The organism is Erythrobacter sp. (assembly GCF_023653175.1).
Taxonomy (GTDB): Bacteria; Pseudomonadota; Alphaproteobacteria; order Sphingomonadales; family Sphingomonadaceae; genus Erythrobacter.
This window is the reverse complement of record NZ_JAMNXL010000004.1, coordinates 27,287-53,876: the sequence shown is the minus strand read 5'-3', so window position 1 is coordinate 53,876 and position 26,590 is coordinate 27,287. Positions and strand designations below refer to the sequence as shown.

The window sequence follows — 26,590 nt, the reverse complement described above, 5'->3', positions numbered from 1 at the left end:
GTGATTCCCATGATCCCGTAAGCGCTCGTGCCGAATGGGTCACTCAGACCGCCGGCAGTGGTTATCGTCTCAGCATTGATCGTAATGTCGCCCCCGTCGCTCTGCGCTGCGATCCCCGCTCCGCCTGCACCGGTTGTGGAGATTGTCCCTGCACTGATGGAGACGTCGTTGAAGTTCGAGAAGGCAGAAATGCCATCGGCGTCATCGCCCGACATCGCTATGGTGTTTACATTGACCGTTATCTTGCCGCTGTCGGATAGGGCAACGATGCCGGCGACGAGGGGGCCTGTCACGGTAATGCTATCAAGGGTCAGGCGCAGTTCGCCAGAGGTGGTTACGCCAAGCACGCCGAAGGCACCCTGAGCGCTGGTCGTGATCGAGGTGTTCGTGCCGCCCAGAACCGTTATGGCGGTATCGCCACGGCCCACGGCGACAAGGCCGGCATTTTCTCTGTCCGACGTATCGATAACGACCCCGTCTTCGAGCACGATCGTCAGATCATCGACGGGCTCGAAGTAGGTGACACCGTTCTGGTAGGGATTGCCGCCGCTATCGCAGGTCACGGTTCCGCCGCCCACAGGCGCCGCGCCGCATTCGTTCTGGGCCAGTGCTGCGGACGGCAGAGCGAGGATCACAAAAGCGATTGCCCCGCTTGCCGCCCCCGTGCGGAGCGCGCCGATGTTTGTGCCTGATGCTCGCTCGCGACCAGTCGTCAGAATGTCAACCATACTTTTCCTCACATCGATAATAATGCGAGTGTTAATCGATAAACTGAACTGGGCTGAAACAAAGTGGATTAGTCTATATATACAAATATTTCAAATATTAATAAAAAATGCTGCCGCCTTATCTCAATTTATATATCATGTTTTTGAAGTTATATTCTTTATGTAATTTACCATGAATTCGGGAATTTAAAATTCGCTAGGGAGCTTGCGGGCACATGCAGCAAAAGCGCAGTCTTTACCGCGAAATTCAGGTGGCACCCGAGTGCTCGATCATGGCCAGGCCGAGCAGGATCTGCGCCGCCGCCCGCGTTTGAACCGGAGCTTAGTTCCGACAGCCGCACCAGCATTCCGGACCACTCGGTTTGAGCAGCGCGAGTGCAGGTGAGACCATGTCTACCTCATCCACCTCGGCCATGATTGTCCAAGGGATAGAGGGTATGCGCTACCCCACGCAGAAACAACGCCGCCATTGCTGCGGCGCGGCATGTGACCACTTTCGAAAAGCGGCGACGACTGCCACAAAGACTGGAATGAGGGCGCTCTGCTGACGGTTCGCTTCACGACGCCCCATCGGACGCTTCTGAGCGGGGAGGACGCAGAAGGCGCGACAACCACACGCGTCCTTCAATATCACGTGGCATGCTCAGACTTGCGCCATACCTCCGTCGACAAATAGCTCAATGCCATTGACGAAGCTGCCTTCGTCCGATGCCAGAAACAGGGCAGCGGCAGCGATCTCTTCCGGAGCGCCGAGACGGCCCAGCGGGGTCGCGGACTCCACCGCTTCGATCATCTCGCGGTTCGCTTCTGGCGTAGGTGCAAGGCCATGCCAACCAGGGGTCGAGGTTGAGCCGGGTGCGAGAACATTGACCCTGATGCCAGAACCCTTGAGGTCGAGGATCCAGTTGCGCGCGAAGCTGCGGATCGCCGCTTTGCTGGCTGCATAGATACTGAAAGCGGGTGTGCCCTTGATGGAGGCCGTAGAGCCAGTCAGGATTATCGAGCCGCCATCGCGCATCAGCGGGAGTGCCTTTTGTACAGTGAACAAGGTTCCCTTGACGTTGGTCGCGAAGGTGCTTTCGTAGTGCTCTTCGGTGATGTCAGACAGCGGCAGAAACTCTCCGCCGCCCGCGTTGGCGAACAGGATGTCGATACGCCCTTTGGCCTCCTTCACCACAGCGAACAACCGATCAAGATCGTCGAGCCTGGCAATGTCGCTCTGGACGCCGATCACGTTGCCGCCAATTGCGGTCACCGCCGCGTCGAGTTCCGTCTGGCGGCGACCTGTCATGAAGACAAACGCGCCTTCCGCCGCGAACAGTTTGGCAGCCGCGAGGCCGATGCCGCTGTTCGAGCCGGTGACGACAGCCACTTTTCCCTGCAACCTGTCCATGCTTGGCTCCCCTGTTCTTGTGTGATTGCCGGGCTCAGACGGACGCGATCTTTCGGGCAAGGAAATCGCGGATCAACGGGACCATCGTGTCGAGCTGGTCCTCGAGCGCGAAGTGGCCTGTGTCGAGGAGGTGGAACTCGACCTCGGGCAGGTCGCGCTTGTACGGATGCGCGCCATCTGCGGGGAAAATGAAATCGTTCTTGCCCCACACGATAAGGGTGGGCGGCGAATGCTCGCGCAACCAGGCCTGGACGGCAGGGTATAGTGGCAGGTTTGTCCGATAATCGTAGAACAGATCAAGCTGAATATCGGCGTTCCCCGGCCGATCGAGCAGGGCCTGATCATGGATCCAGCTGTCGGGCGCCACGCGCGTTCTGTCGGAGACACCGTCGGTATATTGGAAAATGGTGGTTTCGATCGTCAACAAACTGGTCAGCGCCTGCCGGGTGTCGTCCGAACCCTCGTTCCAGTAGGCCTTTATCGGGTCCCAGAACTCTTTGAGCCCTTCGTCATAGGCGTTGCCGTTCTGGACGATCAGGCCGGTGATCCGTCCCGGGTCGGCCAAGGCAAGCCGCCAGCCAACGGGTGCGCCATAATCCATGACGTACATGGCGAATTTGGCGATGCCGAGCTGGTCCAGCAAGGTACCGATGAGCTTGGCAAAGTTGTCGAATGTATAGTCAAAGCTCGACCGATCCGGAGTGTCGCTTTGCCCATAGCCCGGATAATCGGGAGCGATCACGTGATACCGGTCGGCGAGGTGCGGGATGAGATTGCGGAACATGTGGGACGATGTCGGAAAGCCGTGCAGCAAGAGCACGACTGGCGCATCTGCGGGGCCCGCCTCGCGATAGAATATGCCGATTCCATCGATCTGCATGGTGCGGTGATGGATCACCACAGGAACATGAGCCGCCATGGGTTTTGCTCCACGCTCTTGAAGGACATTCACGGTCATTTTCATTCTCCGGAACAGCACTCATCACGGTGCGTGGACTGGCTATGCTTGCCCTATGCGGCGGTCTCATCTGCGGTCATCCGCTCACTTCGGATGAAAGCGAGCAGGTCCTGATTGACGATCTGGGGGTGCGTCGTCGCCATGCCGTGCGGCAGGCCGGAGTAGACTTTCAGTGTCGCCCTCGGAGCCAGTTTCGACGACAGCAACGCGGAGTTTGCGATCGGCACGATCTGGTCGTCGTCGCCGTGCATCACGAGTAGCGGAATGTCGGCCTTGCGCAGGTCGTCGGTGAAGTCCGTCTCGGAGAACACCGAGATGCAGTCATAATGGGCCTTGGCGCCGCCCATCATGCCCTGACGCCACCAATTGTCGATCAACGCAGGGGAGACGTCTGCGCCCGCGCGGTTGAACCCGTAAAACGGGCCCGCCGCGATATCGTGATAAAACTGCGCCCGATTGGCGAGGAATGCGCTGCGAAACCCATCGAACACGGACATGGGCAGCCCCCCCGGATTGGCCGCGGATTGCAGCATGACCGGGGGAATGGCACCAATGATCACGGCTTTGGACGCACGGCTCGTCCCGTGCCGGGCAAGGAAGCGCACGACTTCGCCGCCGCCCGTTGAATGACCCACATGCACGACATCCTTGAGGCCGAGCGCCGTGATCAGTTCCGCAAGGTCGTCGGCATAGGTATCCATCTCGTTGCCTGTCACGGTCTGGGTGGATCGCCCGTGGCCGCGCCGATCATGGGCGATCACGCGAAATCCCCGTTCGAGGAAGAACATCATCTGGGCATCCCAGTCATCCGCGCTGAGCGGCCAGCCATGATGGAACATGATCGGCGGACCCTGGCCCCAATCCTTGAAAAAGATCTCGGTGCCATCCTTGGTGACGAGGGTGTTCATCGCCGGTCCTTTCTGCTGAGGGCGGTGCTGGGTGGCCTGTGCCGCGCCGCCCGATGGAGCGGCCCGCGCCGATGCGGGGAGCAGGCTCGCGCCGGAGATGGCGGCTGCTGCGGCGAACAATTGCCTGCGTGTGGTGGCGGGGTTGATGCTGCAGTTCGTTGACATGGCTCACCTCGGCCGCATCGCTCAGTCCCTGCCCGGCGCAAGGGGTCCGCGACGTCCATCTCGATAGCGCGCGGGCCGTGCTCGGGATTGACCAATTCAAGCGCGGATTGGACGAAGGCACCACAAACCCGCGGCCTCCGGCCCGGACAGGCCCGGGATCTGCCCGAGAGCGCAAACCGGTTCGATCGGCTGCCCGCCTATTGCCGGCCTACCGCAACACCTATGCCGTAATTGCGTCGCCAGGCCCCCGGACCCATGCCGACAATCCGGGTGAACACCCGCGTGAAATGGCTCTGGTCAGCAAAGCCGCATTCGAGAGCGACCCTGGCCAGCGACAGGGACGGCGACTTGAGCAAGGCCTTGGCGACTTCGATCCGCCGCCGGATGAGCCACTGGTGCGGCGCGATGCCGAAGGTGGCCTTGAACGCCCTCGAGAAATGGCTGATCGAAAGCCCGCACTGCGCCGCGATCTCCTTGAGCGAAGACCCGCTGCCGAGGTTGGCGCCAAGATATTCCGTCGCTCGCCGCTCCTGCCATGCTGCCAGCCCGCCCCTGTGCAATCTGGAACAGGGTTCCATCTCACCGTAGGACTGAGCAAGGTGGGTGCCCAGCGCAAAGGCGATATGATCGAGAAACAGTCGGTTTGCCTCTTGCGGGCGCTCGAACACTTTACCCAAACACATCCCGAGGCTCCGCACGACGGGATCGCTGAATGGAACGCCCGGCCGGTAGGACAGCTCACCGACCGGGCGGGCTTCGTTTTCGTCGGCGATGGCGTCAAGCGCCGCGCGCGGCAGATAGAATTGCAACGAGTGGTGCGGCTGTTCGACAAGAGCCGATTGCTCGATCTTCAGGTCCCGCAAATGGAATTCGCCGATCCCGATCGAGTGCCGGGGGCACGGACGTCTGTTCTCCCAGACTTCGTGATTGTCGAGGTTTCTCAACATCAAGCTGACGAGGTAAGCGTCCTCGGTCGGCACCGGGTCAATGGGCCCGAGCAGCGGGTCGTCGGAACGGATCTCTGTAATTGCCATTTGTGCCACGCTTAACTTGCGGGTCACCAACGCTGGCGCATGGTCTATCTTGAAGAGGGCGCCAAGGCGTTGCCCCACTGCACCTGAATCAAGTGCTTCGCCTGGTGGCATATGCGCATTTGCTGCATTGCTCGCCACAGGCAGGTCTCCCGCTTGGCAGAGACCAAGTCAGGCCCGATCCGAGCGACACAATAACACGCCTTTCAGACAATCGCTACAACGGCCAATGATCGGGAAAATCAGACCCCCGAGGAGCGATCCGGAACGGTTCAGTGGCTTTAAATCGATGGACAACCCTGTCCATCGAATTTCAGGTGTCACCTATTTCCAACGCTCCGCCGAGAATTACATTTCAGGCAGCTCTTGGCAGGGCCGGACTTAAATGGTCCCAGATCTTAAAGAATTGCACTTGGGCCGAGAGTTGCCCAAAACTTCCGGGACAAAGCTGTCGCAAATAGGACTTATCGCGAAGGTCCGCTTCGGCAGAGTTGGGGATCGCAGAGAGCCTCCTCAGCAATTGCCAGATAGGAAAGACCGGGCCGTTATCCGCCGCACAAGTTCCGGGCCGGGAACGCAGCATGGCTTGTGTTCACCAGCACACGGCGTGGCCAATGCGCGGCTCAAAACAAACCCTGGATCCGTCCATCGGTGTCAACGCGGATCGACTCGGCCGCCGGCACCCGCGGCAGGCCGGGCATCGTCCTGATCTCACCACAGATTGCGACGACGAAGCCTGCTCCTGCCGCCAGCCGGACATCGCGGACGGACACGATGTGCCCGGTCGGTGCCCCGAGCAACGCAGGGTCGGTCGAAAAGCTGTACTGCGTCTTGGCAATGCATACCGGGAGATGCCCGTAACCTGCTTCCTCCCACCGCGCGAGTTGCGCATGCACTTCAGGGGAAGCCGCTGCTGTCTCGGCGCGGTAGATGCGCGTTGCGACCGTGTTGATCTTTTCGAACAACGGCATGGCATCACCATACAGCGGGGCAAATTGCGACGGAGCATCGGCGACCTCGACCACGCGCCGGGCCAGCTGCTCCGCGCCAGCGCCGCCGTCGGACCAATGCGTACAAATTATCGCCTCTGTCCCGTGTGCTTCGGCAATCGCTGAAACTGCGGCCAGCTCCTCATCGCCATCGGAGTGGAACCGGTTGATCGCCACCACCGCCGGCACGCCGAATTGTCGGACATTCTCGATATGGCGGACGAGGTTGATCGCCCCGCGCCGGACCGCTTCCACGTCTGGGCGGGCAAGGTCGCTCTTGGCGACGCCGCCATTCATCTTGAGCGCCCGGACGGTCGCCACGATGACCACGGCATCAGGGCGCAGCCCGGACTGGCGGCATTTGATGTCGAAGAATTTTTCCGCGCCCAGATCCGCGCCGAACCCGGCTTCGGTCACGACATAGTCCGCGAGCCTGAGCCCGTTCCGCGTCGCGATCACCGAATTGCAGCCATGCGCGATATTGGCAAAGGGGCCGCCATGAACAAGCGCGGGGGTGCCCTCGAGCGTCTGGACCAGATTGGGCTTGATCGCCTGCGCCAGCAGCACGGCCATGGCGCCGTCGGCTTTGAGGTCGCGCGCGGTCACGGCGCGCCTTTCGCGCGTGTAGCCAACCACGATCCGGCTGAGCCGCGCCTCCAGATCCTCCAAACCATCGGTAAGACACAGGATTGCCATCACCTCCGAGGCGACGGTGATCTCGAATCCCGATTGCCGGGGAAACCCGTTAGCGGCGCCGCCAAGCGACTGCGCGATGTCCCGCAACGCCCGGTCGTTCATGTCCAGCACGCGCGGCCAGACGACCCGGCGAACATCGATCTCGAGCGCGTTGCCCCAATAGATGTGATTGTCGATCATCGCCGCTAGCAGATTGTGGGCGCTGGTGATCGCGTGAAAATCACCCGTGAAGTGCAGGTTGATGTCCTCCATCGGCACGACCTGCGCATAGCCGCCCCCGGCGGCCCCGCCCTTGGTCCCGAAGCAGGGGCCAAGCGACGGTTCACGCAGACACAGCACGGTCCGCTTGCCGATCCTGCTCAACGCGTCCGCCAGGCCGACAGAGGTGGTGGTCTTGCCCTCACCTGCCGGGGTCGGGTTGATTGCGGTAACGAGGATCAGTTTGCCCGCTGCATGGTCCGGATTGAGCCGGTCCGTAACGATCTTCGCCTTGTGGTGCCCGTAGGGTTCGATCGCATCAGCAGGGATCCCGGCACGCTCGGCGATATCCTGAATCGGGCGGATCGCGGCGGCGCGCGAGATTTCGATGTCCGACAACATAGGTTACCCTACCATCTAGCAGGGGCAGGGGAATAGCCATGGAGCGATTGGCCAGCTCGGGCAGGGCGCTGCGGATATCGCACGAGCATCCGCACCCGCCTATGACCCTGCCGGAAGGTCTTGGCATAAAGCGGCCGTTCCCAAACGGCATCCCGAATGACTGGTACTGCCGAAAGCGGCCAGGACGATACCTGCCGGCGTAGATGGCGGCTCTTTTGGCCCCGCTCCTGAAATCCGGCATGCAGGACCCAAACCCGAAGTGGACGTCGACTTGGAATCATCGGACGATCCGGGCCAAATTGCGGCAAGGGCAAACGTGTTAGGTGGCAGCCCCACCCGGCGTCGGCCGCGCTTTCGAAGACCCAACGAATTGGTCGATCATAGAGGGCACGAATTCGCGCGGCTGCGCTTTGCCGAAGTAGAAGCCCTGTCCGATGTCGCAGCCGTGGGACTTCACGAACTCGGCCTGGGCTGCGGTCTCTATGCCCTCTGCAACGGTTGTAATGCCAAGGCTGCTGCCAAGCCCGATCAGCGCCTGGACGATCGTCGTGTCGTCGAAATTCTTGCCGATCCCGCTGACGAATGAGCGGTCGATCTTGAGCACGTCCACGCGGAACTGCTTGAGATGTGTGAGCGAGGCGAAACCGGTCCCAAAGTCGTCGAGCGCGATCCGGACTCCGGCCTTGCTGAGCACGGAAAGTGCACGGTCGACATGTTGCGCTCCGCGGCCCAGAAAAACCCTTTCGGTCACTTCCAGTTCAATCATCTCCGGCGCGAGACCCCGCGCCTCGATTTCGTCCAGCAGCATTTCGGCAAAGGTGTTGCTACGGAAGTCGGCGGCACCAGTGTTGATCGCCACGTGGCCGAATTCGAGGCCCCGATCCACCCATATGCGGATATCGTCGAGCACCGACGAAATCATCTGGCGACTGATTGCAACCGCCAATTCGCGATCGTCGAACGCTTCTGCGAAACTGTCCGGCATGATCGTGACGTGCTCGCTGGTCTGACACCGCACGAGGGCTTCGAAACCGACGAGCGCGCCGGTATTCAGGTCAATCTTCGGCTGGTAGTGCGCAACGAGTTGGCCCGCCTCGAGGCCTTCTCTCGCCACCGCTAGCATTTCGGTTTCGAGGTCGAATTCTTCCATCAATCGCCGAGTGAACGTTTCGGCCCGGCCGCGAGACAGTTTCGCTTCGGCCAAAGCGAGATCGGCGCATTTCATCAAGCCATCGGGATCGCTGGCATGATCGGGATAGATCGCGACTCCGATACTGGCCTTGCAGTTGATCAGCCGCCCGCGATGCCGGATCGGTTCGTGAAGCCGCCGATCCAGCGAGGCGACGACATCGGCCACCTGCTCCTCGCGCTCGATACCATTGAGGATTACGCCGAATTCGTCCCCGCCGAGTCGCGCGGCGGTGTCCGTGTGGCGCAGGATGTTGCTCAGCCTTTGCGCAAACCCGCACAGCAACGCGTCACCCGCATCATGGCCGAGCGAATCGTTGATCTGCTTGAAGTGATCGACATCCACGAACAGCAGCGCCGCCCGGGTGCCGCGTTGCCGGGCTTCCTCGATCGTTTCGATCAAATGGCGATTGAACAGATTCCGCCGGGGCAGACCGGTCAGGTCGTCATGCTCGGCGACATGACGAAGCCGCTCGCTGAGCCGTGATTGCGCAACCACCTGCGCTTCGCGTTCGAGCACCAGTCGGCGCAGTTCGAGCAGCGCCTCGACCTGTCCGGCCAGCGTGCGCAAGGTTGTCTCTTCCAGAGGAGTGAGACCCTGCGGACGCGGCTCGGAGTCGAACACGCACAAGGCGGCGATGGGTGTGCCGTCTCCCGCAAGGATCCGCATCCCGGCATAGAAGCGGATATGCGGCGAACCGGTGACCAGCGGATTGCCCGCGAACCTGGGATCGGCCGTTGCATCTTTCACGACCAGCGGCGCACCTTCATCGATCGTGTGGACGCAGAACGAGACCGAAAGCGGGGTTTCTTGCGAGGCGATGCCCCACTTGGCCTTGAACCATTGCCTGGTGTCGTCGATAAAACTGATCGCTGCCGTTTGCGCGCCGGTGATCTGTGCGACCAGCCTGACTATATCGTCGAAATGAGGCTCGGGCGCGCTGTCGAGGATGGCGTAGTTGGCAATTGCGTTGTGCCGCTGCACCCGCCCGTTTTCAGTCCCGGTCAGGCAGGCAAAGGCGCGCGACGGGACAAAATTCTGGAGCGCCATGTTCATGTCTGGGACCTTTGGTCTGCCGCCTGCGGCAGGCACACCGTTGCCTCGTAGCCGCCCATCAGCCGTTGCATCGATCCCAGCGCCTCGACGTTCAGGGGATCGAGCAGCATCACGCCGGCACGTTCCTCGCGCGTCCATCGCACGATGCCGTGCCGGTCGAGCCCGGAGGGCAGACTCACCTTGACGTTCAGTCCTCTTGTAAGGCTGCCGTCATGCACCAGCTTGAGCCCGCGCAGCGATATGTCGACAATCTTGGCGCACCGCAGGCCGCGTTCGCTGCGGATCAGGGCGGAGACCAGCAACGGAAGGCGCACGGGACGCGTGCTACCGCATTGCGTCCCTGCCGCCAGAGTCGCGAGCAAGTGCGTGCAACTGATGGGATGGTCGAAGCGCAAACCGAATTCGTCACCCTGCCGCCAGACGACCTGCCCGCGCAATTCCACACCGTCAGCAAATTCCAGCGTGAGACGGTCCGACAAGGTTGCAGGCATCATCATACGCAGGCGCGCGCCCTGATCGGATATGTTCCTGATCCGGACAAGGCCTTCGTCTGCGCCGGTGATGACCCGGGCGACGCGGAACACGGTCTGCACCCGGCTGTCGGCGCGGCGCTCCGGCGCGATCAGGACGAAGCTGTCGCCCGGTGCCGTGGACGATGCAAGTTCAGGCAGTTGCATGCTGATTTCCCCTCATCCTTTCTGCCTCGGCGAGCAGAAAGATCGTTTGAACTTTGCTCCGGTGCAGCCACCGGTTCGTGACAGGGCTCCGCCATTGTCCTCACAAAGCCGCTGAGACCACGAAAGGCCCCACGCGCCCCGAAAGACGCGGGGGTTTGCCCATCAGGCTTACGGCTGAGGCAACGGCACAAAGCTCATGTTGTTGCCATTGACCGACAGACTGCTCGAAGAGACCGCTCCGCCTGCAACCACACCATTTCCGGCAGCCGAAGCCGCCATGCGGGCCACGGTCGAGGCACGGACATTGCCGGTGACCACGTAATCCGCAGTCGCGGAATCCTGGTCGAACGGCGTTTGCGACAGCTCGGCATCCAAACCGGACCCGGCCAGGTTGGTCGCAGCGGCATCAGCCATGCTGTTGGTTGCCGAATTGACGATTTCGCCCGGAACGCACCAAGCGAGACGAAATGGCAGATCGATATTCAAAGATTTGCCCCCTCGGCACTGCGTTATCTGCATGCCAAGGATCGCGCATTTCTTGTTGCAGGATCTTGAAGGTTAAGAGCGTAGTTCCACGATCACCCGTCTTTGCCCGTATATCACCTGATGCCACCAGCACCGAGCGCAGGTTGCCGTCGTTGCCAGCGATTTGGTGGAGAAACTGCCGCGGTGTCCGGTCTGCGATGCGCAGGCGACCCGGCTGGCCTCTGCCTCAGCTATCGCAACCCTGTGCGATCAATAGAGCGCCGGCGAAGTTCTGCGCTCCCAGCTTGTGGATGATGCGCGATCGGTGCGCTTCAATCGTCCGAATGCTCAGGCTCAACTCATGCGCCACCTGTTTGCTCGCCTTGCCGCCGGCCGAGGCGTGGAGGATCGCCTGCTCTCGTTCCGTCAGGCGTTTGAGAAGAATCTTCGCATCCTCCCGCTGTCTGACCTGCGCAAGGTTGGCCCGCGCATGTTCGACCGCGCCCAGCACTTGCTCGGGCGGGCAAGGCTTGGTGAGGAAATCGATCGCGCCTGCGCGGATGGCGCGGACCGCCTGTTGGACCTCGCCGTAACCGCTCAGAAGGACGATCTGATGGCCGCTCTGCATCTCGCAGAGCGCCCGCTGGAGCGCCAGACCGTCCAGATCGGGCATCCGGAGATCTAGCACTATGCACCCCGGCGTCAGGTCCTCGGCCACAGACAGAAATGCCGCCCCGCTTGCGAACATCTGTACGGCATAGCCGCATCCGCCAAGATAGCTGGCCAGCGATTCCCGGAGTTCCGCGTCGTCGTCAACGACATATACATTCACTCGCGCCTCCCTTAATTGCGCAATTCTCTTGCCTCGTCAGACGCGCGCGGGGTTCGATGCGCTCCCTTGGCCGGCGTCGGCGCTTCGCTACCGGGCTGCGGTGTCGCGGCGAACTCGGAAAACACCATCAGTATATCGTCCCGCACGGACGGCTTTTGCTGGCTTTGGCCGAGCTGCACGCGGCCAAGGATCTGGGCGAAGAAATTGCTGGGCCCGGCGTAGGCCAGCGACCAGTCCGCAAATTGGCGGGCCTGGTACCCCCCTCCGAATTCGATGGTGGTTGCCTGTGCGTGCCTGCGATCGACGGAAATGCGCCCTTTCAGATGCAGGATGCTCTCCTCGCTGCCCTCAAGGAATTGCGCAAATCGTCCCCTGCCCATGACCAGCGCACCGGTCACGCCCAGAGCGGCGTTGTTCACCGCCGATCCTTTGAGAATACGCGCCACGACCGCGTCCGCTGTTTCAGCCCCGATCATCGATTGGCTCACATATATCCAGCGCCATAGCATTTTAAGCCGACTCCATCCGATGCGGCCCGACGGGTGATGTCAGGCGCTGCATTTCAATCTGCGGCCTCCAACGTGATGTCGAAGACGGCACCTGCGTCTTTGGCGTTGAAGGCATGCAAGCTCCCCCCATTGGCGCTCGCCAGGGTGCGTGCGAGCAACAAGCCGACACCAAGTCCTTCCGGGTTCCTCGAGTCGTCGGTGGACAGGAAATCATCCGCCGCCGTTTCCGGAAGGCCGCAGCCATAATCGCGGACCCGCAGGCGGATTGTGCCTGAACCGGCCCTTTGCGCACTCAGTTCGATCCGCTTGCACACTGCGTCCTGGGACGCAGCAATCGCATTGCGAAACAAATTGATCAGGATCTGCTCGAGCTGGATAGCGTCAGCCAGAACCAGCCGTGCATCCTCGGCAATATCGCTGTCGAAGGTGAAGTCGGCGGTTTCGGTCGCCAACAATTGCCATGCGTGGATTGCAGCTTCGTCCACGCATATTGGCTGACGGTTCGCCGCTCCCGAGCGGATGATGGAACGCATTCGCCTGATGATTTCGCCCGCGCGGTAGACTTGGTCGATCGTGCGACCAAGCATGGCCTCACCGCGCGCGCGTGTTTCTGCTTCCTCAGACGCGATCAGCTTTCTGGAAGCCCCGGCAAAATTGATTGCCGCCGCCAGCGGCTGGTTCAGTTCATGGGCCAGCGTCATCGCCATCGTGCCCATCGCATTGATGCGTGATGCGTGAAGCACCTGATGCCTGAGACGGTCGCTTTCTTTCTGCGCGAGAACCTTCTCCGTGACGTCGATGCCAGTGCAAAGCACACCGGCGATTTTCCCGTCTGCGCCCTTGATCGGATTACAGTGAAAATCGGCGTAGCGGTGGGTTGCGGCGCTGCCTTGCGGCTCCCGGCTTTCGAACTTTGCTCGTTCGACCGAGCAGGCGATCTCGGACGAATAGCAGCGCTGGATGGTTTGCTGGAACTGGTCCCATTCCGGAACGGGCGGGGAGCCGGGCGGCGTAGGCGCTTCGTCCTGCGCGGTTCCGAACAATTCCTGAAACGCCTTGTTCGCGAATTCGATCTTGAAATCCGAACCCGTCCCGTAGGCGACAAAGATTGGCGCTTCAGCAAGCAGAACCTGAAGACTGCTGTGCTCCAGCAGCATCCCGTCGGTCGTGTGCCCGGCATGCGCGCAATTCTGCGCGTCGACAAGCACCCCGGCAGGGCGTTCATCCGGATCGAACATCGGGGTCAGGCTCAGGTGGAGACAGCGGCGAAGCTGATCGTCGGCCCCATCGAACCGGACCCGTGCTGATTGGAAGCTCGCGCCGAGCATCGCCCGTTCGAGGGGGTGTTCGAGCGGCTGCCAGATGTCCTTGCCGAACCGGCAGAACGGCTGGCCAAGCTCGGCGATCCCGAGATCCGCAGACAAGGCAGCAAAGGCATCGTTGTAGAAAGCGACATGGTCGTCGCCCCAAAACAGAAGCTTTGGGGAGTTGGACCGGAAAATCGATGCAAGCAGCAGCCGCAGGGCGATCGGCCATTGGTCCAGCGGGCCAAATGCATGATCGGACCAATCCTGTCGCTGGATCCACTCTCCGCGCGTGCCAGGCAAGACAATGGTCACGTCTTGCTCGGCAGCATGGCGTGCAGGGCCCATAGATCCTGCACCCGCTCCGCTCCTGTCTTGGCCATGACCTGCACCCGGTAGGATTCGACGGTTCTCGGGCTGAGCTTCAGAGCCATAGCAATCTCCTTGGTCGTCCTGCCGTTGGCCACGCCGTCAAAGACTTCTCGCTCTCTCCGGCTGAGCTTCGACAAGACTTTGCGAGCAGCGCGGGCCTGGCGAGAACGATCGATCCGTTCGGGCAACAGGCGAAAGCCTTCCTGCAATATCTCGACTAGTTCGCTCTCGGCCCACGGCTTCTGCAGAAACTCGATCGCCCCAAGCTTCACCGCCTCGACCGCGGTCGGAATGTCGCCGTGCCCGGTGATCGCCGCGATCGGCCAGAAGCAATCCCTCCGGTTCATTTCGCGGATCAGGTCGAGCCCCGACATCGGCTGCATGCAGATGTCGACGATCACACAGCCGGGCTCGAGCGACGAAAGCACATCAAGAAAATCTTCCGCCTGCCTAAACACCCGCACCTCGGCATTGTAGGCACGTAACAGGGCGAACATCGACGAGCGCAGCTCGGCGTCATCGTCGATCACATAAACGGTTCCGTGCAGCATTTTTGATCCAAGATCGCGCTCCGGTGCAAAAGCCCGGCAGCGCATTGCCCGATATCCGGAAGGGTGAGCACCCGAATGGCACTCAGTGCCATTACTGGTGTTAGACTACTGGTCCGATCGCACGGCAGGGTTCTTAACTCGTGCCCGCATGGCCAGGAGCATGCGCCGTTCGAAAGACGGATGCCTATCTCGAAACCCTGCCGGGCCGTGCGATCTTCTCCTCGCATCTCAAGGCCCTGTACGATTTCGAGCGGGTCGGGGTGCCGCAGAGCGCGGGCGGGCGGTATTTCTACCGGCGCAATTCGGGGTTGCAGAACCAGTCTGTGCTGTACGTGCGCGACAGCCTCGCAGGCGAGAGCCGTGTGCTGATCGATCCCAACCAGTGGTCGGGCGACGGGGCGACGGCGCTTGCCGAATGGGAGCCGAGCCCTGACGGCAAAAGGATGCTCTACAGCATTCAGGACGGCGGCTCCGACTGGCGCACTCTCAAGGTGCTCGATGTGGACAATGGCGTGGTTCTGGACGACACTGTCGAGTGGGCATCACAGGCGACCGCTTCCCTGTTGTCGCCTGGGCCAAGGATGGCGCGGGGTTTTATTACTCCCGGTTTCCGAAGCCTGCCGCAGGACAGCAATTCCAGGCGTCCTACCTCAACCATGAGGTCTATTTTCACCGGCTGGGCAACAAGCAGAACGGCTTTGATGATTTCATTGCCGCGGGCGAATTCCTGATCGCCGAGGGCATCACGGGCCAGGACCAGCTGGCGATCCAGGGCGGTTCCAATGGCGGACTGCTGGTCGGCGCGGTCACGAATCAGCGTCCGGACCTGTTCGCAGCCGCCCTGCCGGCGCTCGGCGTCATGGACATGCTGCGCTTCGACAGGTTCACGTCCGGACGCTTTTGGGTGGTCGATTACGGCGCCCCTTCCAAGGAGGCCGATTTCCGCAATCTCTATGCCTATTCGCCCTATCACAACATCCGGGCGGGACAGCGCTACCCGGCGATCCTAGCGACCACTGCGGACACTGACGACCGGGTCGTGCCCGGCTATACCTTCTAATACGCGGGGGCCTTGCAGGCCGTCGACATCGGCGCGCGTCCCCGCCTCGTCCGTATCGAGACGCTCGCAGGCCATGGCTCGGGCAAGCCAACCGACAAAGTCATCGCCGAAACTGCCGATCTCTGGGCATTTGCGGCGAAGTGGACGGGGCTGACGGTCAAGCAGGTGCAATAGCGCCTGCTTGGCTGAGCAGTGCACAGGACACGATAAAGGTGGGCCGAGCTTCAGCGATCTTCGAAATTAAATGCAGCTGGTATCGACAGATGCATGTCGCTCAACGTCGGCGGAGCGCTTATTTGTCCGCATCGCGCCCGAGTGCCTGCGTGATTTGCCTGATGTTCACGGGCTTAGGGCAGCGAGCAACCCCCGCGAACCGGCTCGGAATTACAGAATCGTCATAGCCTGTCGCGAACACGAATGGCACCGCTCGCTCCAAAAGCAGATCCGCGGCCGGATAGACCAACTCACCGCACAGGTTGACGTCAAGAATTGCGCCGTCGATCTTTCCTCCGGCCTTTATCAATTCAAACGCCTGATCGAGCGTGCCGAGAGGGCCGATAACAATCGCTGCGGCATCTGCAAGGTCGGTTTGGAGCTCGTCAGCCAGCAAGTATTCGTCCTCGACGACCAGAATGCGGCAGTCGCGAAGTGTACGATCAATCATGTTTCTCTTTCACGGTGTCGAAGGAAACAGGAACCGCCATGGTGCAGTGTACACCGTCCGGTCCGAGCGCGAATGATGTCGTGCCGCCGAGCTGGTATGCCGGGGCATTCTCGATCAGCTCGCGGCCCTGACCGGTTCCGCGCGCGGAGAACTCAGCGGCGGTCGGCATGACGACACCACTCTCGCGCCAGTCGATGTGCAGCCACGGCCTGCCGCTCTCATGGGACGGGACGAGCCACCACGTAACGGCAAGACGCGCATCTGCTTGTCCGAGCGCGCCATACTTTACGGCATTGGTCGCAAGTTCGTGCAAGACCAGCGCCAGCGTCTGCACGGACGATGACCGCAGGCGAATGCCGGATGGTCCCTCAAGCGTTATTCGGTCGCTTGAGCCCATGGCTGCCAGTTCGGTCTGGACCAGCTTGTCGAAGGTTACCCGATCGTGCTCCTGCAGCCGGGATAGCAGACCCTGCACGCGTGACAGTGCTTCGAGCCGCTCGCGGAAACGGGTACGGAAATCTGCAAGGTCGGTGCTTGAACGCGCGATCTTCTCCGAAATCGAGCGCACCACGGCCATCAGATTTTGCGTCCGGTGCTGGAGTTCAGCGACGAGCACGGCCTGGCGCTCCTGCATCTCCTTGAGTTCCTGAACGTCGGTTGTCGTGCCCAGCCACTCGGCGATCCGGCCATCCCGGTCGCGCACCGGCACTGCGCGCGTATGGTGCCAGATGTAGGCACCGTCGGTGTTCCGGCGCACCCTGTATTCCACGTCGACCCCGTCGGCCGGCACGGCTTTGCGCCACGCCCGCATGGCAGCATCACGATCATCGGGGTGCAGAGCGTCGAGCCAACCAAGGTCAAGGCTTGCTTTGAGGTTTTGGCCCGTAAACGCCTGCCATTGCGGACTTGACCAAGTCCAGTGGCCCTCTTTGCCCGATCGCCAGACGAGCTGCGGGATCCCTTCGGTAAGCGTGCGCAGCCGTTCCTCGCTCTCGGTCAAAGCCCGCTGCACCCGCTTGGCCTCGGTGACATCCTGTCCGATCTTGAGATAGCCCCTCAGCGTGCCGTCCGAGGCGCGCAGTGCAACGATGTGGCCCTCAATGAAGACGCGGCCTCCGTCCTTGCGCGGATGCCAGCGGATGTTCGGCGCGCTGCCGGTCTCGCAGGCTTGGGCAAGCTCCTTGCTGTCCTCACCGCGCGCGCGATCCTCGGGCGTATACAGGCACTCTGCACCATACCCTCGAATCTCGTCGGCCGAATAGCCGAACACCCGTTCGGCCCCGCTATACCAGTCGACGACGCGTCCCTCCGGATCGATGGTGAAGATGGCGTAGTCGCGTGCGCCCTCGACCACGAGGCGCAGCCGTTCCTCACTGGAGCGCAGGGCTGATTCAACCATCTTGCGCTCGGTAATGTCTGAGGCGACGCCCGCCGATAATCGGCGGCCTCCATCGGGCATGGGGAAGCAGCGGTCCAAAATCCAGCGCACCTCGCCGTCAGGGCGAATGATGCGGTACTCCGAATGTACGGCCTCGCCCCGCGCCTGCCGCGCCAGATCGGCTCGGACGGCGGCCCGGTCGTCGGGGTGGATGGCGTCAATGAAGCGGGTCAGATCGTCCATAAGCCGCGCCACGGGCCGGCCCCAGACCGCTTCATAGGCAGGGCTCAGGTAATCCAGCCGTTCAGCGTCCAGATCGCGGACATAGAAGACGTCCTCGATCGCCTCTGTCAGGGTCCGGAACAGTGCTTCGCTCTCGACCAGAGCCGCCTCGGCTTGCGAGCGTTCGGTTATGTCTTCGGCCATGCCGATCACGAACCGCCGCCCGTCGCCCAGCGTGCCCGGTGACGAGGCACTGAACGACCAATGCCTCTGCTCGCCCTGCCTGGTGGTAATTGGGAACACGACACCGCGTATCGGCCGCTCGGCCTCCTGCGGCGCAAAAGGCTCCTTCATCGCGTCGCGCACGCTTTCGCCGCCGTAGCCATAGGCCCGGGTTAGCCAGCCCTGGATTACTTCGCTGTCCTCGATCGTATAGCCGGTCAACTCCGTCCAAGACCGGCTGATCTGCAAAACCTCGCCATCCTCGGCGTGCATGATGACCGGAATTGGCGCGTCAAGGACGGAGCGGCGGAACTGCTCTTCGCTCTGGCGCAGTGCCTCTTGGGCGCGATATTGTTCGGTCACGTTCTTGACGTGGTGGATGATGGCCGTCACCTCCCCAGTCGCGCTGAGCAGCGGCGCGTTGATGGGGCTCCACCACCGTTGCTCGAATGATCCGTCGGGCCGCGCGACGTCGTATTTCAGATCGGGCAAGGTGTCTGCCCGGCGCGTGGCCAGCACGGTTTCGAGTGAGCCGCGCAGAGTGCGCACGCCGACGGGGTCGGATTCATCCGGATTGTCGGGGAATGCTTCGAACAGACTGCGTCCGATCAGGTCGTCCCGCGTCCGCATGGTGGCGGCCAGATAGGCGTCGTTTACGTCGATTATGGTAAAGAACGGCGCGTCGATATCGAGGATCAGGAACGATGTGGGTGACGACGCGAAAAGGGAGCGGAAGCGCTCCTCGCTATCGTGCAGCGCCGTTCTGGCTTGCCTGCGGCTGGTGATGTCCTGCCATTGACAGGCGATCCGGCCGTGCGTGGTCGGGTAAACCCGCGCTTCCACCCACGTCGTTTTGCCGTCGGGCCACTCGTGTGCGTACTCGATGTCCCGCGGCACGCGGTCGCGCATGACCTGCTTGTAGAGTTCCCCGAGCGGCGAGTGCTCGGTGCCCGGGAAGACCTCCCAATGGTTGCGCCCGATCAGTGCCTCGCGCCCGCGCCCGTCGAGCCGGACCGTCTCCGCATTGACATCGCGGATGGTGAAGTCGGGATCGAAGAGCGCGAAACCCTCCGACATCGAATCGAGGACGTCTCGCAGTTGCTGTTCGCTCTGGCGCACAGCCGCCTCGGCGCGCCCGCGCTCGATTGCGGCCCAGGTGCGCTCGGCGACTTCGACGAGAAGTGACGCTTCGCTTTCGGACCATTCCCGGATCTGCGTGTCGCCGACGAACAAGGTGGCGATCAGACGGCCCTGCTTGACGAGGGGCGCCATCATCATCGACCGAAGACCCAAGCCGCCAAATCTCTGGCGGATACGCCGGGGCAGCTGTTCGTAGTTGGCGAAATCGCTCACCGTCCGCGTCGCGCCGCCGGTCAGGAGTTCGAGGAAGCCTCGCGCGTCAGACACATCATGGGCGCCGGCAAACGAAGGAAGCCCCTCTCTCACGCTGTCGCGGAGCACCAGACCGTGCTTACCGTCCAGATCCCAATCAACGTAGTAGGCCCAGCCCGCATTCAGATGCTCGCGCAGCAGGCGCGTGGTCTCGGCCTGTATTTCGACAGGAGCCACGAGCGGCCGGACAGCGTCGGAGAGCTTCAGCAGGAACGCCTGACGGACCTGGCTGTCCCGCTGCACAGCCTCGGCCTTGTGCCGGCTGGTTACCTCGACCAATATCTCGAGCGCGCCCGCGACCGCTCCGGTTTCGTCGCGCAACGGCGACCAGTCGGAGTCGAACACCCGATCCTCTGGCCCGTCCGGTCCAGCGAGAGACGCCACGAAGTCGGTCAGCCTGGTCGCCCGTCCGGCGAGAGCACTTTCCAGAAGCGGCGCGATCACCGGGTCGTAGGCGTCCGCCCAACCTGTTGCGACGGGGCAGCCGAGCAGGCCAGGGTGCCGGTCACGAGCGATGGCGATATAGGCATCATTATAGATCTGGACGTGCTCCGGTCCCCAAAGGATCATCGCCGCAGCGGGCAGGTCGAGCATCAGGTCCACAGCCGTGCGCAGCGATTGCGGCCAGCAGTCAGCTGACCCTAATGAGGTGGCCCCCCAATCATGATCACGGATGCGCGCGGCCATTTCGCCTTGCGCGAACGGCCAACTCGCAGAACGACTCATCCCATGATCGGCCATTTGCACGGCTCAGATCCTACAGATCTCAAGCGTAGGCGCGCCAATGCATGTTAATGGGCTGCAAGCTCATTCGACTGGCAACCGCCTGCGGTCTTCCATGGTTACGCTCATGGCAGATGGTCTAGCGTCCCTTCGAGAGCCCTATGGGCCGAGCTACGCAGCCCATTGCTTCTGCCGCGGTGATGCGGAAAAACTACCGCTCGACCCTAATCTCCACTCGAGCAAAGCCAAATGTCAGCCTGTGGGGGAACCAGACGGTCAATGCAGTGATAGTGAACGACCGTCTCTGGGGCGGCAGCTGACGTTGCCGGACACTGGCTTCTGATGGCCGCTCGCCGATTAGTTTCCCAAAAGCCGACCTTCTGCAAGCGACCCCAGGGCGGACATTCGCGATACCAACAGGCGGGCGAGCCGAAACGCAAACAGGAGGCAGGTTCGGGGTGGCCCAAAGTTCACCTCTAAAGCCCCCCGAACCTGTCCGAATGCATGGGCGATATCTGGCAGCCCCGCCCCCCGGCGCTGCGAGTCAGGCGCAGGCCGACACCAGAACCGTTACTTCAATCCGCAAGTATACCGGAGTGATTTCCCGTCCGAGGGCATCCGGTCAACCGGCCCAGCCCTTGTTCCAACGCGTTCCAGAATGCCGCCAGATTCGCCGTGAACGGGACTAAGCCCACAATTTCGCGGAGAGTTCGGGCAAGGCCGCGGCATAGCGCGCGACATCTTCGAGCTTGCCGGTGCTGACCCGCGAATAGCCGTTGAGGCTGCCATAGGCCCCGCGGATCGCAATTCCGCGTGCCGCCATGGCGTCGCGCAAGGCATTGGCGTCGGGAACCATCACGAACACGAAGTTGGTCTGCGATGGCAGCGCTTTCAGGCCGGCCTTGCTGACCGCATCGACGATCATCTGCCGCCCTTCCAGCACCGCTGCGCGCGATTGTTCGAGGAAGGGCGTGTCATTGAAGCTGGCAATGGCCGCAGCAAGGCCGCCAAGATTGCCGCCAAAGCTCATCTGGTGCGAGCGGATCAGAGCCGCGTTTTTCTCGCTGGTGATGGCATAGCCGACCCGCAGGCCCGCCATCCCGTAAATTTTGGAGAAGGTGCGGCACACGATCACATCGGCCCCTGCGCGCACCAGATCGATCATCGAGTTGTCTTCGGGCCGGTCGGTCAGCTCGTTATAGGCCTCGTCCACCAGGACGGTGGCCTTGGGGGCGGTCTTGGTGACGAAGGCCTTGAGATCGCTCGGCGGGATCAGGATGCCGGTTGGGTTGTTGGGGTTGCAGATCTGCACCATCGCAATCCGGTCATCGACCGCCGCTGCCATCGCAGTCAGATCAACGCCCATATCCGCTGACATCGGCACGCGGATCGCCTTCACGCCCTGGCGCTCGCCATAAAGGACGGTCGTATCCCAGAACAGATCGGGGCACAGAATTGCGCCCTTGCGCCCCCACGCCAGCGCGGCAGCGCACAGCACTTCGGTTGAACCTTCGCCGATGACGACCTGGGTCGCGGAGACCCCGAAGCGCTCGGCAATCATCGCTGTCAGCTTGGCATGGCCGCGATCATTGTAATAGCAGCCCATCTTGGCCGTTTCGCTGATGGCCCGCAGAGCGCTCGGTGCGGGGCCATAGGGGTTTTCGTTGCGGCTCAGCAAAGCTTGACCGATCTTCGGCCCGAAATCGGGTTCGGCGGCAGCTGCGGTGGCCGCGCTGAGGCCCGAAAGCGGAAGGGCGCTCAGGCCGCCGGCGACCCCGGCTCCTGCGAGAAATGAACGGCGTGTTGTCGGCATGGGGCTATTCCTTGTGTTGTGCATTGAAACCATCAAAAGCGGGTGATCATCACCAGTCCGATAAATGCGAGATACAGGCCAAAGAACGCGCGCAAGACGGCGGCGGGAAGATGGTGGGCGGCAGTCACGCCGTGCGGCGCGAACAGCACCGATGTCGCGATCAGGGCAGCAGCGGCGGGCAGGTTGACATAGCCCAGCGATCCCCAGCCGATGCCCTCTGCGCCAAAGCCGATGACCATGAAGCCGATGGTGGACGGCAGGGCGATGATCGCGCCCATCCCGGCCGCTGTGCCGATGGCCCGGTGGATCGGGGCACCGCACACCGTCATCGTTACGGTGGTCACGGTGCCGCCGCCAATCCCCAGCAAGGTCGAAAAGGCCCCCAGCGCACTGGCAATGCCGGCGCGTGGCAGCCCGGTGGGGAGGCCGGAAAACAGGGGTTCCCCTTTGCGCGCGGGCAGCAGGAAATAGACCGCAAAGCCCAGCACACCCATGCCGAAGATCAGCGCCAACTGGCGGCTCGAAATCATGCCAGCCACCAGCGTGCCGACCGCCGTCCCCAGCACCACCCACAAGGCCCAGCTGCGCAGCAGGTCGAAATCGACCGCATCGCGTCTGGCATGGCTTTGTGTGGAACGCAGCGATGTGAAGATGATCGAAGCCAGCGAGGTGCCGACCGCCACATGCGCAATCTCCTGCGGCACGACACCCAAGAGCGGCAGTAGGAAGATCAGCGCGGGTACGACAATAAAGCCGCCGCCGATTCCGAACAGGCCGCCTGCAAAGCCCGCAGCAGCGCCCGCCAGCAACAAGGCCGGGACGGCGAATAGAAGTTCATACAGATCGATCACGGTCGGCAGTGATAGTCCGACTGCCGGATTCGCCAAGCGATTTGTTGCGCCGCACAAGTTGCCCGCGATACAAAAAGGCGCAAAGGCAGCGCAGAATGTACTAATATTATCTAAAATTGGTATAAATGTTCTTGAAGGCTGCACTCAAGAGAAACATTCCGTCAAATTGGGGCACAAATCAGAAATACTACGTCATTTAACCACCCAAGAACCCTCAATTTATTGCAGCTTGGAGACCGTCCCGTGTTATTGTTGCGGTGCAATAATAAAGAAAAGGGGCCCTCTTCATGCGTCTTCGTTACCTTCTCCTTGCGTCGTACTTCGTCCCCGCATCGCCTGTTTTGGCCCAGCAGCAAGCGTCCGAATCGGACGCGGCGGCAAGCCCTTCCGAGCAGGCGATTGTTGTCACCGGCACACGCCGGACGGACCGTACCGTGCTGGAAAGCTCGGCGCCGGTCGATGTCTTCTCTGCCGATGACTTCAAGGCACAGCCAGCGCCGCAGCTGCAAACGATTTTGCAAACGCTGGTTCCCTCGTTCAACCAGCAGCGCAACCTGCTCGGCGATGCGTCGGCATTCATCCGTCCGCCGACGCTGCGCGGTCTGCCGTCCGACCAGATTCTCGTGCTGCTCAACGGCAAGCGCGTGCACCGCTCGGCGCTGGTGCAGCTTCAGGGCGGCGCGCTGAACGCCGGGGCACAGGGCGCGGATCTCTCGCAGATTTCCAGCGCCGCTGTCGGCCGGGTCGAAGTGCTGCGCGATGGCGCGGCCGCGCAATATGGTTCGGACGCGATCGCCGGCGTGATCAACATCGGCCTGCGCCGCGACACCGGCTACGAGGTCACCGCACGCTACGGCCAGTCCTATCAGGGCGATGGCCAGGACACGCAGCTCACCGCCTTCTACGGAGCCGAGCTTGGTGACGATGGCGGGTTCTTCAACACAACCTTCGAGTTCATCGACCAGAACGTTTTCGACCGTTCGGTCGAACGTCCCGCGATCGCGCCGCTCGCGGTGCTCGGCATCACCCCCGACCGGCCGACCGGCAACCGCCTCGGCGGGCCTGAAAACCGCGCTTATCGTGCCACCATCAACACCGAGATCCCGGCGGGCGACACGCTCTTCTACGCCTTCGCCAATTACGGCTGGCAGCGCCAGGGCAACGACTTCAACTACCGCTCGCCGCGTACCGTCACCCACCTGCCGATCCCCGGCCGCCCCGGCACCGGTTCCACCGGCCGCGCCGTGCCCATCAACTATCTCACCCAGATCGGTTTCGACGCGCAGGGTCGCCCGCAGTGGGATCTCAACGGGGCGACCTTCGACATCTTCAACGACAATCGCTTCCCGGAATTGAGCAACGGCTTCATCCCCTTCTTCGAACAGACCAACGAAGACATCGGCATCGTCGGTGGTTTCAAGGGCGAAACGTCGGGCATCAATTACGACTTCTCGTTGATGTACGGCGTCAACCAGGTGCGCTATTTCATGAGCGACACGATCAACGCCTCGCTCGGGCCCAACACGCCGACCGAATTCTACATGGGCAAGTTCGCCCAGCGCGAATTCAACTTCAACGGTGACTTCAACACCGAAGTCGAAATCGGCTTTGCCGAGCCGCTGTTCATTGCCTGGGGTGTGGAAGTGCGGCGTGAGGCCTTCGAGGTCGGGCTGGGCGACACGCCCTCTTGGCAGATCGGCCCCTATGCCTCGCAGCGCCTGTTCCAGTGCACCCTCAACGCCGCACCTGTGCCGTGTTCGACCCCGGGCGCCTCGGCCCCGACCTTCGTGCGCACGCAGGTCGCCCTGCCGGGCTCCAACGGTTTCCAAGGCTTCGGACCGGCCTCGGTGATCGAGGGCGGGCGAAACAACTATTCGGGCTACGTCGACGTCGAAGCGACGCCGGTCGCCGGGCTCGATGTGGGTATCGCTGCGCGCTATGACTATTTCGACGACTTCGGGGACACCTTCAACGGCAAGTTCTCCGTGCGCTATGAAATCACCGATGCCATCGCGCTGCGCGGCACGGCCTCGACCGGCTTCCGCGCGCCGACGCCCGGCCAGCAATTCACGCAGAACCTGACCACCGGCTTCCCCTTCGGTTCGACGACGCCGCTCGGCACCCTTGTGGCGCGCCCCGATAGCGAGATTGGCCAGTTCTATCTCGCCGAACCGCTCACGCCGGAAAATTCGGTCAGTTTCTCGGGCGGGTTGGTCGTCCAGCCCGGCGGCGGCTTCGATATCACGATCGATTACTACAACATCAAGGTCACCGACCGGATCGGCCTGTCCGGCCAGATCAACCCCAACGTGGTCAACCCGAACGGCCAGACCGACGCGCAATTCCTGCTCGCGCAGGGCGTCGCCGAAGCCGCGGAGCTTGGCGCGGTGCGGTACTTCACCAATGCCTTCGACACCCGCACGCAAGGGTTCGACGTGGTTGTCTCGCATGATGCCGATACCGATTTCGGGCGGTTCGCCACGAGCCTGGCGGTGAACTACAACACGACCGAGGTGACCGACCGCAAGGTCATCAACGGCACGCTGGCGAGCGGGCGGGTGCTGTCGAACTTCCAGCCGGTTGATGACGTGCGCGTCGGCAATATCGAGGAATCGGTGCCGCGCTGGCGTGCGGTGCTTTCCACCAACTACACGCAAGGGATCTTCGATGCGCTCGCGCGGGTGAACTACTACGGCAGCTTCACCAGCTACTTCGATCCGATCACCAGCGGCATCGGCCCTACGCCGACCGCAGGCGGCATCAATACGCAGGCCGAGGCGCAGGCGCTCTACCCGGTACCCTTCACCAAGACGTTCGACGCGCAGGTGGCTTTCGACATCGAAGTGGGCGTGACCTTCGCTGAAAAATACCGCATCGCGGTCGGGGCACAAAACCTGTTCGACACCCTGCCCGAACGTGAGACCCGCAACATCTTCGCCGGAACCGGCGGGGCGGCGAACGGGTCGATCTACAACGACAATTCCCCGATCGGCTGGCTTGGCGGGTTCTGGTACGCGCGGGTCACCGCAAGCTTCTGAGCCGCACCATCACGGGCGCGGGGTCGGCATTGGCTGACCCCGCGTCTTTTGATTGCGCAGCCTCTTACAGCCGCTTGCGCATCGGGATCAGCGGCACATCGGCATAATGGACCCGCTCTGCGATGGGGTGATAGCCGCAGCGGCGGTAGAGCGGTTCGCCCGCCAGCGTGCTCATCAGGTCGATCTCGCGGAAACCGGCAGCGCGCGCCGCGTCCTCGGCGGCGGTGAGGATCGCCATGCCGATCCCGCGCCGGACATAGTCGGGATGGGTGTACATCGCCCTGATCCGCGCAGGCTCGCAGGCCGGATCAAGCGGCGCGGGATCGATGAGGTCGCCCGCGTCATCCCCGCCAAACAGCGTCCGCCGCCAGCTCCACCCGCCGCATCCGGCAATTCGGTCATCGACCACAGCGCAAAAATAGGTCGCATCGCGCACGAGCTGCGTGTCGACCCCCATGAACCGCCGGCTTGCCTCGATCTCCGATCGCGAAAGATAGTCGCCCTGCAGGCGGTCAACGGCGCGTTCGATGATCGCCGCAATCGCAGACAGGTCATCATCAGTGGCAATACGGACAATTACATTCATACCGTCGTTTCACGCTGCTGAAGTTGCCGAATGGCGGAAGAAGCCGACGAAAAATTCGGCGTGAGTCCATGGTATCGCCGATTGCCCAGCCAATAAACACGCCAGGTGGCGGCCATCAATAGCCTCCTCTGCTATGCGATCAGCCCTCCTTTTCGCGCTCGCGGTGCGTGTCATGGCAATTGCACCGCTCACAAGGCGAGCCGGGCGGGGCGGAGCGG

At 62.2% G+C, this 26,590-nt stretch carries 18 protein-coding genes and 2 pseudogenes; 2 read left to right on the top strand and 18 right to left on the bottom strand.

Going from position 1 to position 26,590, the window contains the following annotated elements:
* The 13 genes and pseudogenes from NBV68_RS01110 to NBV68_RS01050 form a co-directional block, all read right to left on the bottom strand.
* Positions 1–728, bottom strand: a pseudogene (locus NBV68_RS01110) (hypothetical protein); the annotation flags it as partial.
* Positions 729–1,371: 643 nt separating this feature from the next.
* Entirely contained in the window at positions 1,372–2,121 is a 750-nt protein-coding gene (locus NBV68_RS01105; protein ID WP_296306521.1) for an SDR family oxidoreductase, read from the bottom strand.
* 34 nt (positions 2,122–2,155) lie between these two features.
* Entirely contained in the window at positions 2,156–3,040 is an 885-nt protein-coding gene (locus NBV68_RS01100; protein WP_296306527.1) for an alpha/beta hydrolase, read from the bottom strand.
* A 92-nt stretch (positions 3,041–3,132) separates the two neighbouring features.
* Entirely contained in the window at positions 3,133–3,987 is an 855-nt protein-coding gene (locus NBV68_RS01095; protein WP_296306526.1) for an alpha/beta hydrolase, read from the bottom strand.
* Positions 3,988–4,349: 362 nt separating this feature from the next.
* Entirely contained in the window at positions 4,350–5,186 is an 837-nt protein-coding gene (locus tag NBV68_RS01090; RefSeq protein WP_296306520.1) for an AraC family transcriptional regulator, read from the bottom strand.
* Positions 5,187–5,806: 620 nt separating this feature from the next.
* Positions 5,807–7,468, bottom strand: a complete 1,662-nt coding sequence (locus NBV68_RS01085) for a formate--tetrahydrofolate ligase (RefSeq protein ID WP_296306519.1) — start codon at positions 7,466–7,468, stop codon at positions 5,807–5,809.
* A gap of 319 nt (positions 7,469–7,787) precedes the next feature.
* Positions 7,788–9,713: a sensor domain-containing phosphodiesterase gene (locus tag NBV68_RS01080; protein WP_296306518.1), complete on the bottom strand. Its 1,926-nt coding sequence runs from the start codon at positions 9,711–9,713 to the stop codon at positions 7,788–7,790.
* Entirely contained in the window at positions 9,710–10,390 is a 681-nt protein-coding gene (locus NBV68_RS01075) for a PilZ domain-containing protein (protein WP_296306517.1), read from the bottom strand. Before NBV68_RS01075 ends, NBV68_RS01080 begins: the two co-directional genes overlap by 4 nt.
* A gap of 168 nt (positions 10,391–10,558) precedes the next feature.
* A complete protein-coding gene (locus tag NBV68_RS01070; protein ID WP_296306516.1) occupies positions 10,559–10,876 on the bottom strand; it encodes a hypothetical protein in 318 nt (105 codons plus the stop codon).
* A gap of 226 nt (positions 10,877–11,102) precedes the next feature.
* Positions 11,103–11,687, bottom strand: coding sequence for a response regulator (locus NBV68_RS01065; RefSeq protein WP_296306515.1), 585 nt, complete (start codon positions 11,685–11,687; stop codon positions 11,103–11,105).
* Positions 11,688–11,698: 11 nt separating this feature from the next.
* Positions 11,699–12,196 carry a BLUF domain-containing protein gene (locus NBV68_RS01060; RefSeq protein ID WP_296306514.1) on the bottom strand — a complete coding sequence of 166 codons (498 nt, stop codon included), beginning with the start codon at positions 12,194–12,196 and terminating at the stop codon, positions 11,699–11,701.
* A gap of 53 nt (positions 12,197–12,249) precedes the next feature.
* Entirely contained in the window at positions 12,250–13,815 is a 1,566-nt protein-coding gene (locus tag NBV68_RS01055) for an ATP-binding protein (protein WP_296306512.1), read from the bottom strand.
* Positions 13,812–14,402, bottom strand: a complete 591-nt coding sequence (locus NBV68_RS01050; protein ID WP_296306511.1) for a response regulator — start codon at positions 14,400–14,402, stop codon at positions 13,812–13,814. Before NBV68_RS01050 ends, NBV68_RS01055 begins: the two co-directional genes overlap by 4 nt.
* Positions 14,403–14,599: 197 nt before the next feature.
* Between NBV68_RS01050 and NBV68_RS01045 the strand changes: the two are divergent.
* Positions 14,600–15,657, top strand: a pseudogene (locus tag NBV68_RS01045) (prolyl oligopeptidase family serine peptidase); the annotation flags it as partial.
* A 118-nt stretch (positions 15,658–15,775) separates the two neighbouring features.
* On the opposite strand, the gene NBV68_RS01040 reads toward NBV68_RS01045, so the two are convergent.
* From NBV68_RS01040 to NBV68_RS01025, 4 genes are all read right to left on the bottom strand, one after another.
* On the bottom strand, positions 15,776–16,147 hold the full coding sequence (locus NBV68_RS01040) for a response regulator (protein WP_296306510.1): 372 nt from the start codon (positions 16,145–16,147) through the stop codon (positions 15,776–15,778).
* On the bottom strand, positions 16,140–20,102 hold the full coding sequence (locus NBV68_RS01035) for a PAS domain S-box protein (RefSeq protein WP_296306525.1): 3,963 nt from the start codon (positions 20,100–20,102) through the stop codon (positions 16,140–16,142). The genes NBV68_RS01040 and NBV68_RS01035 overlap by 8 nt, the downstream gene beginning before the upstream one ends.
* Before the next feature lie 667 nt (positions 20,103–20,769).
* A complete protein-coding gene (locus tag NBV68_RS01030) occupies positions 20,770–21,897 on the bottom strand; it encodes a histidinol-phosphate transaminase (RefSeq protein ID WP_296306509.1) in 1,128 nt (375 codons plus the stop codon).
* A 32-nt stretch (positions 21,898–21,929) separates the two neighbouring features.
* Entirely contained in the window at positions 21,930–22,892 is a 963-nt protein-coding gene (locus NBV68_RS01025) for a sulfite exporter TauE/SafE family protein (RefSeq protein ID WP_366067227.1), read from the bottom strand.
* 143 nt (positions 22,893–23,035) lie between these two features.
* Here NBV68_RS01025 and NBV68_RS01020 point away from each other — a divergent pair, with 143 nt between their 5' ends.
* Positions 23,036–25,786 (top strand): TonB-dependent receptor, encoded by a 2,751-nt coding sequence (locus NBV68_RS01020; RefSeq protein WP_296306508.1) that lies wholly within the window; start codon positions 23,036–23,038, stop codon positions 25,784–25,786.
* Positions 25,787–25,850: 64 nt separating this feature from the next.
* On the opposite strand, the gene NBV68_RS01015 is transcribed toward NBV68_RS01020, so the two are convergent.
* Entirely contained in the window at positions 25,851–26,372 is a 522-nt protein-coding gene (locus tag NBV68_RS01015; RefSeq protein ID WP_296306507.1) for a GNAT family N-acetyltransferase, read from the bottom strand.
* Positions 26,373–26,590: the final 218 nt, after the last annotated feature.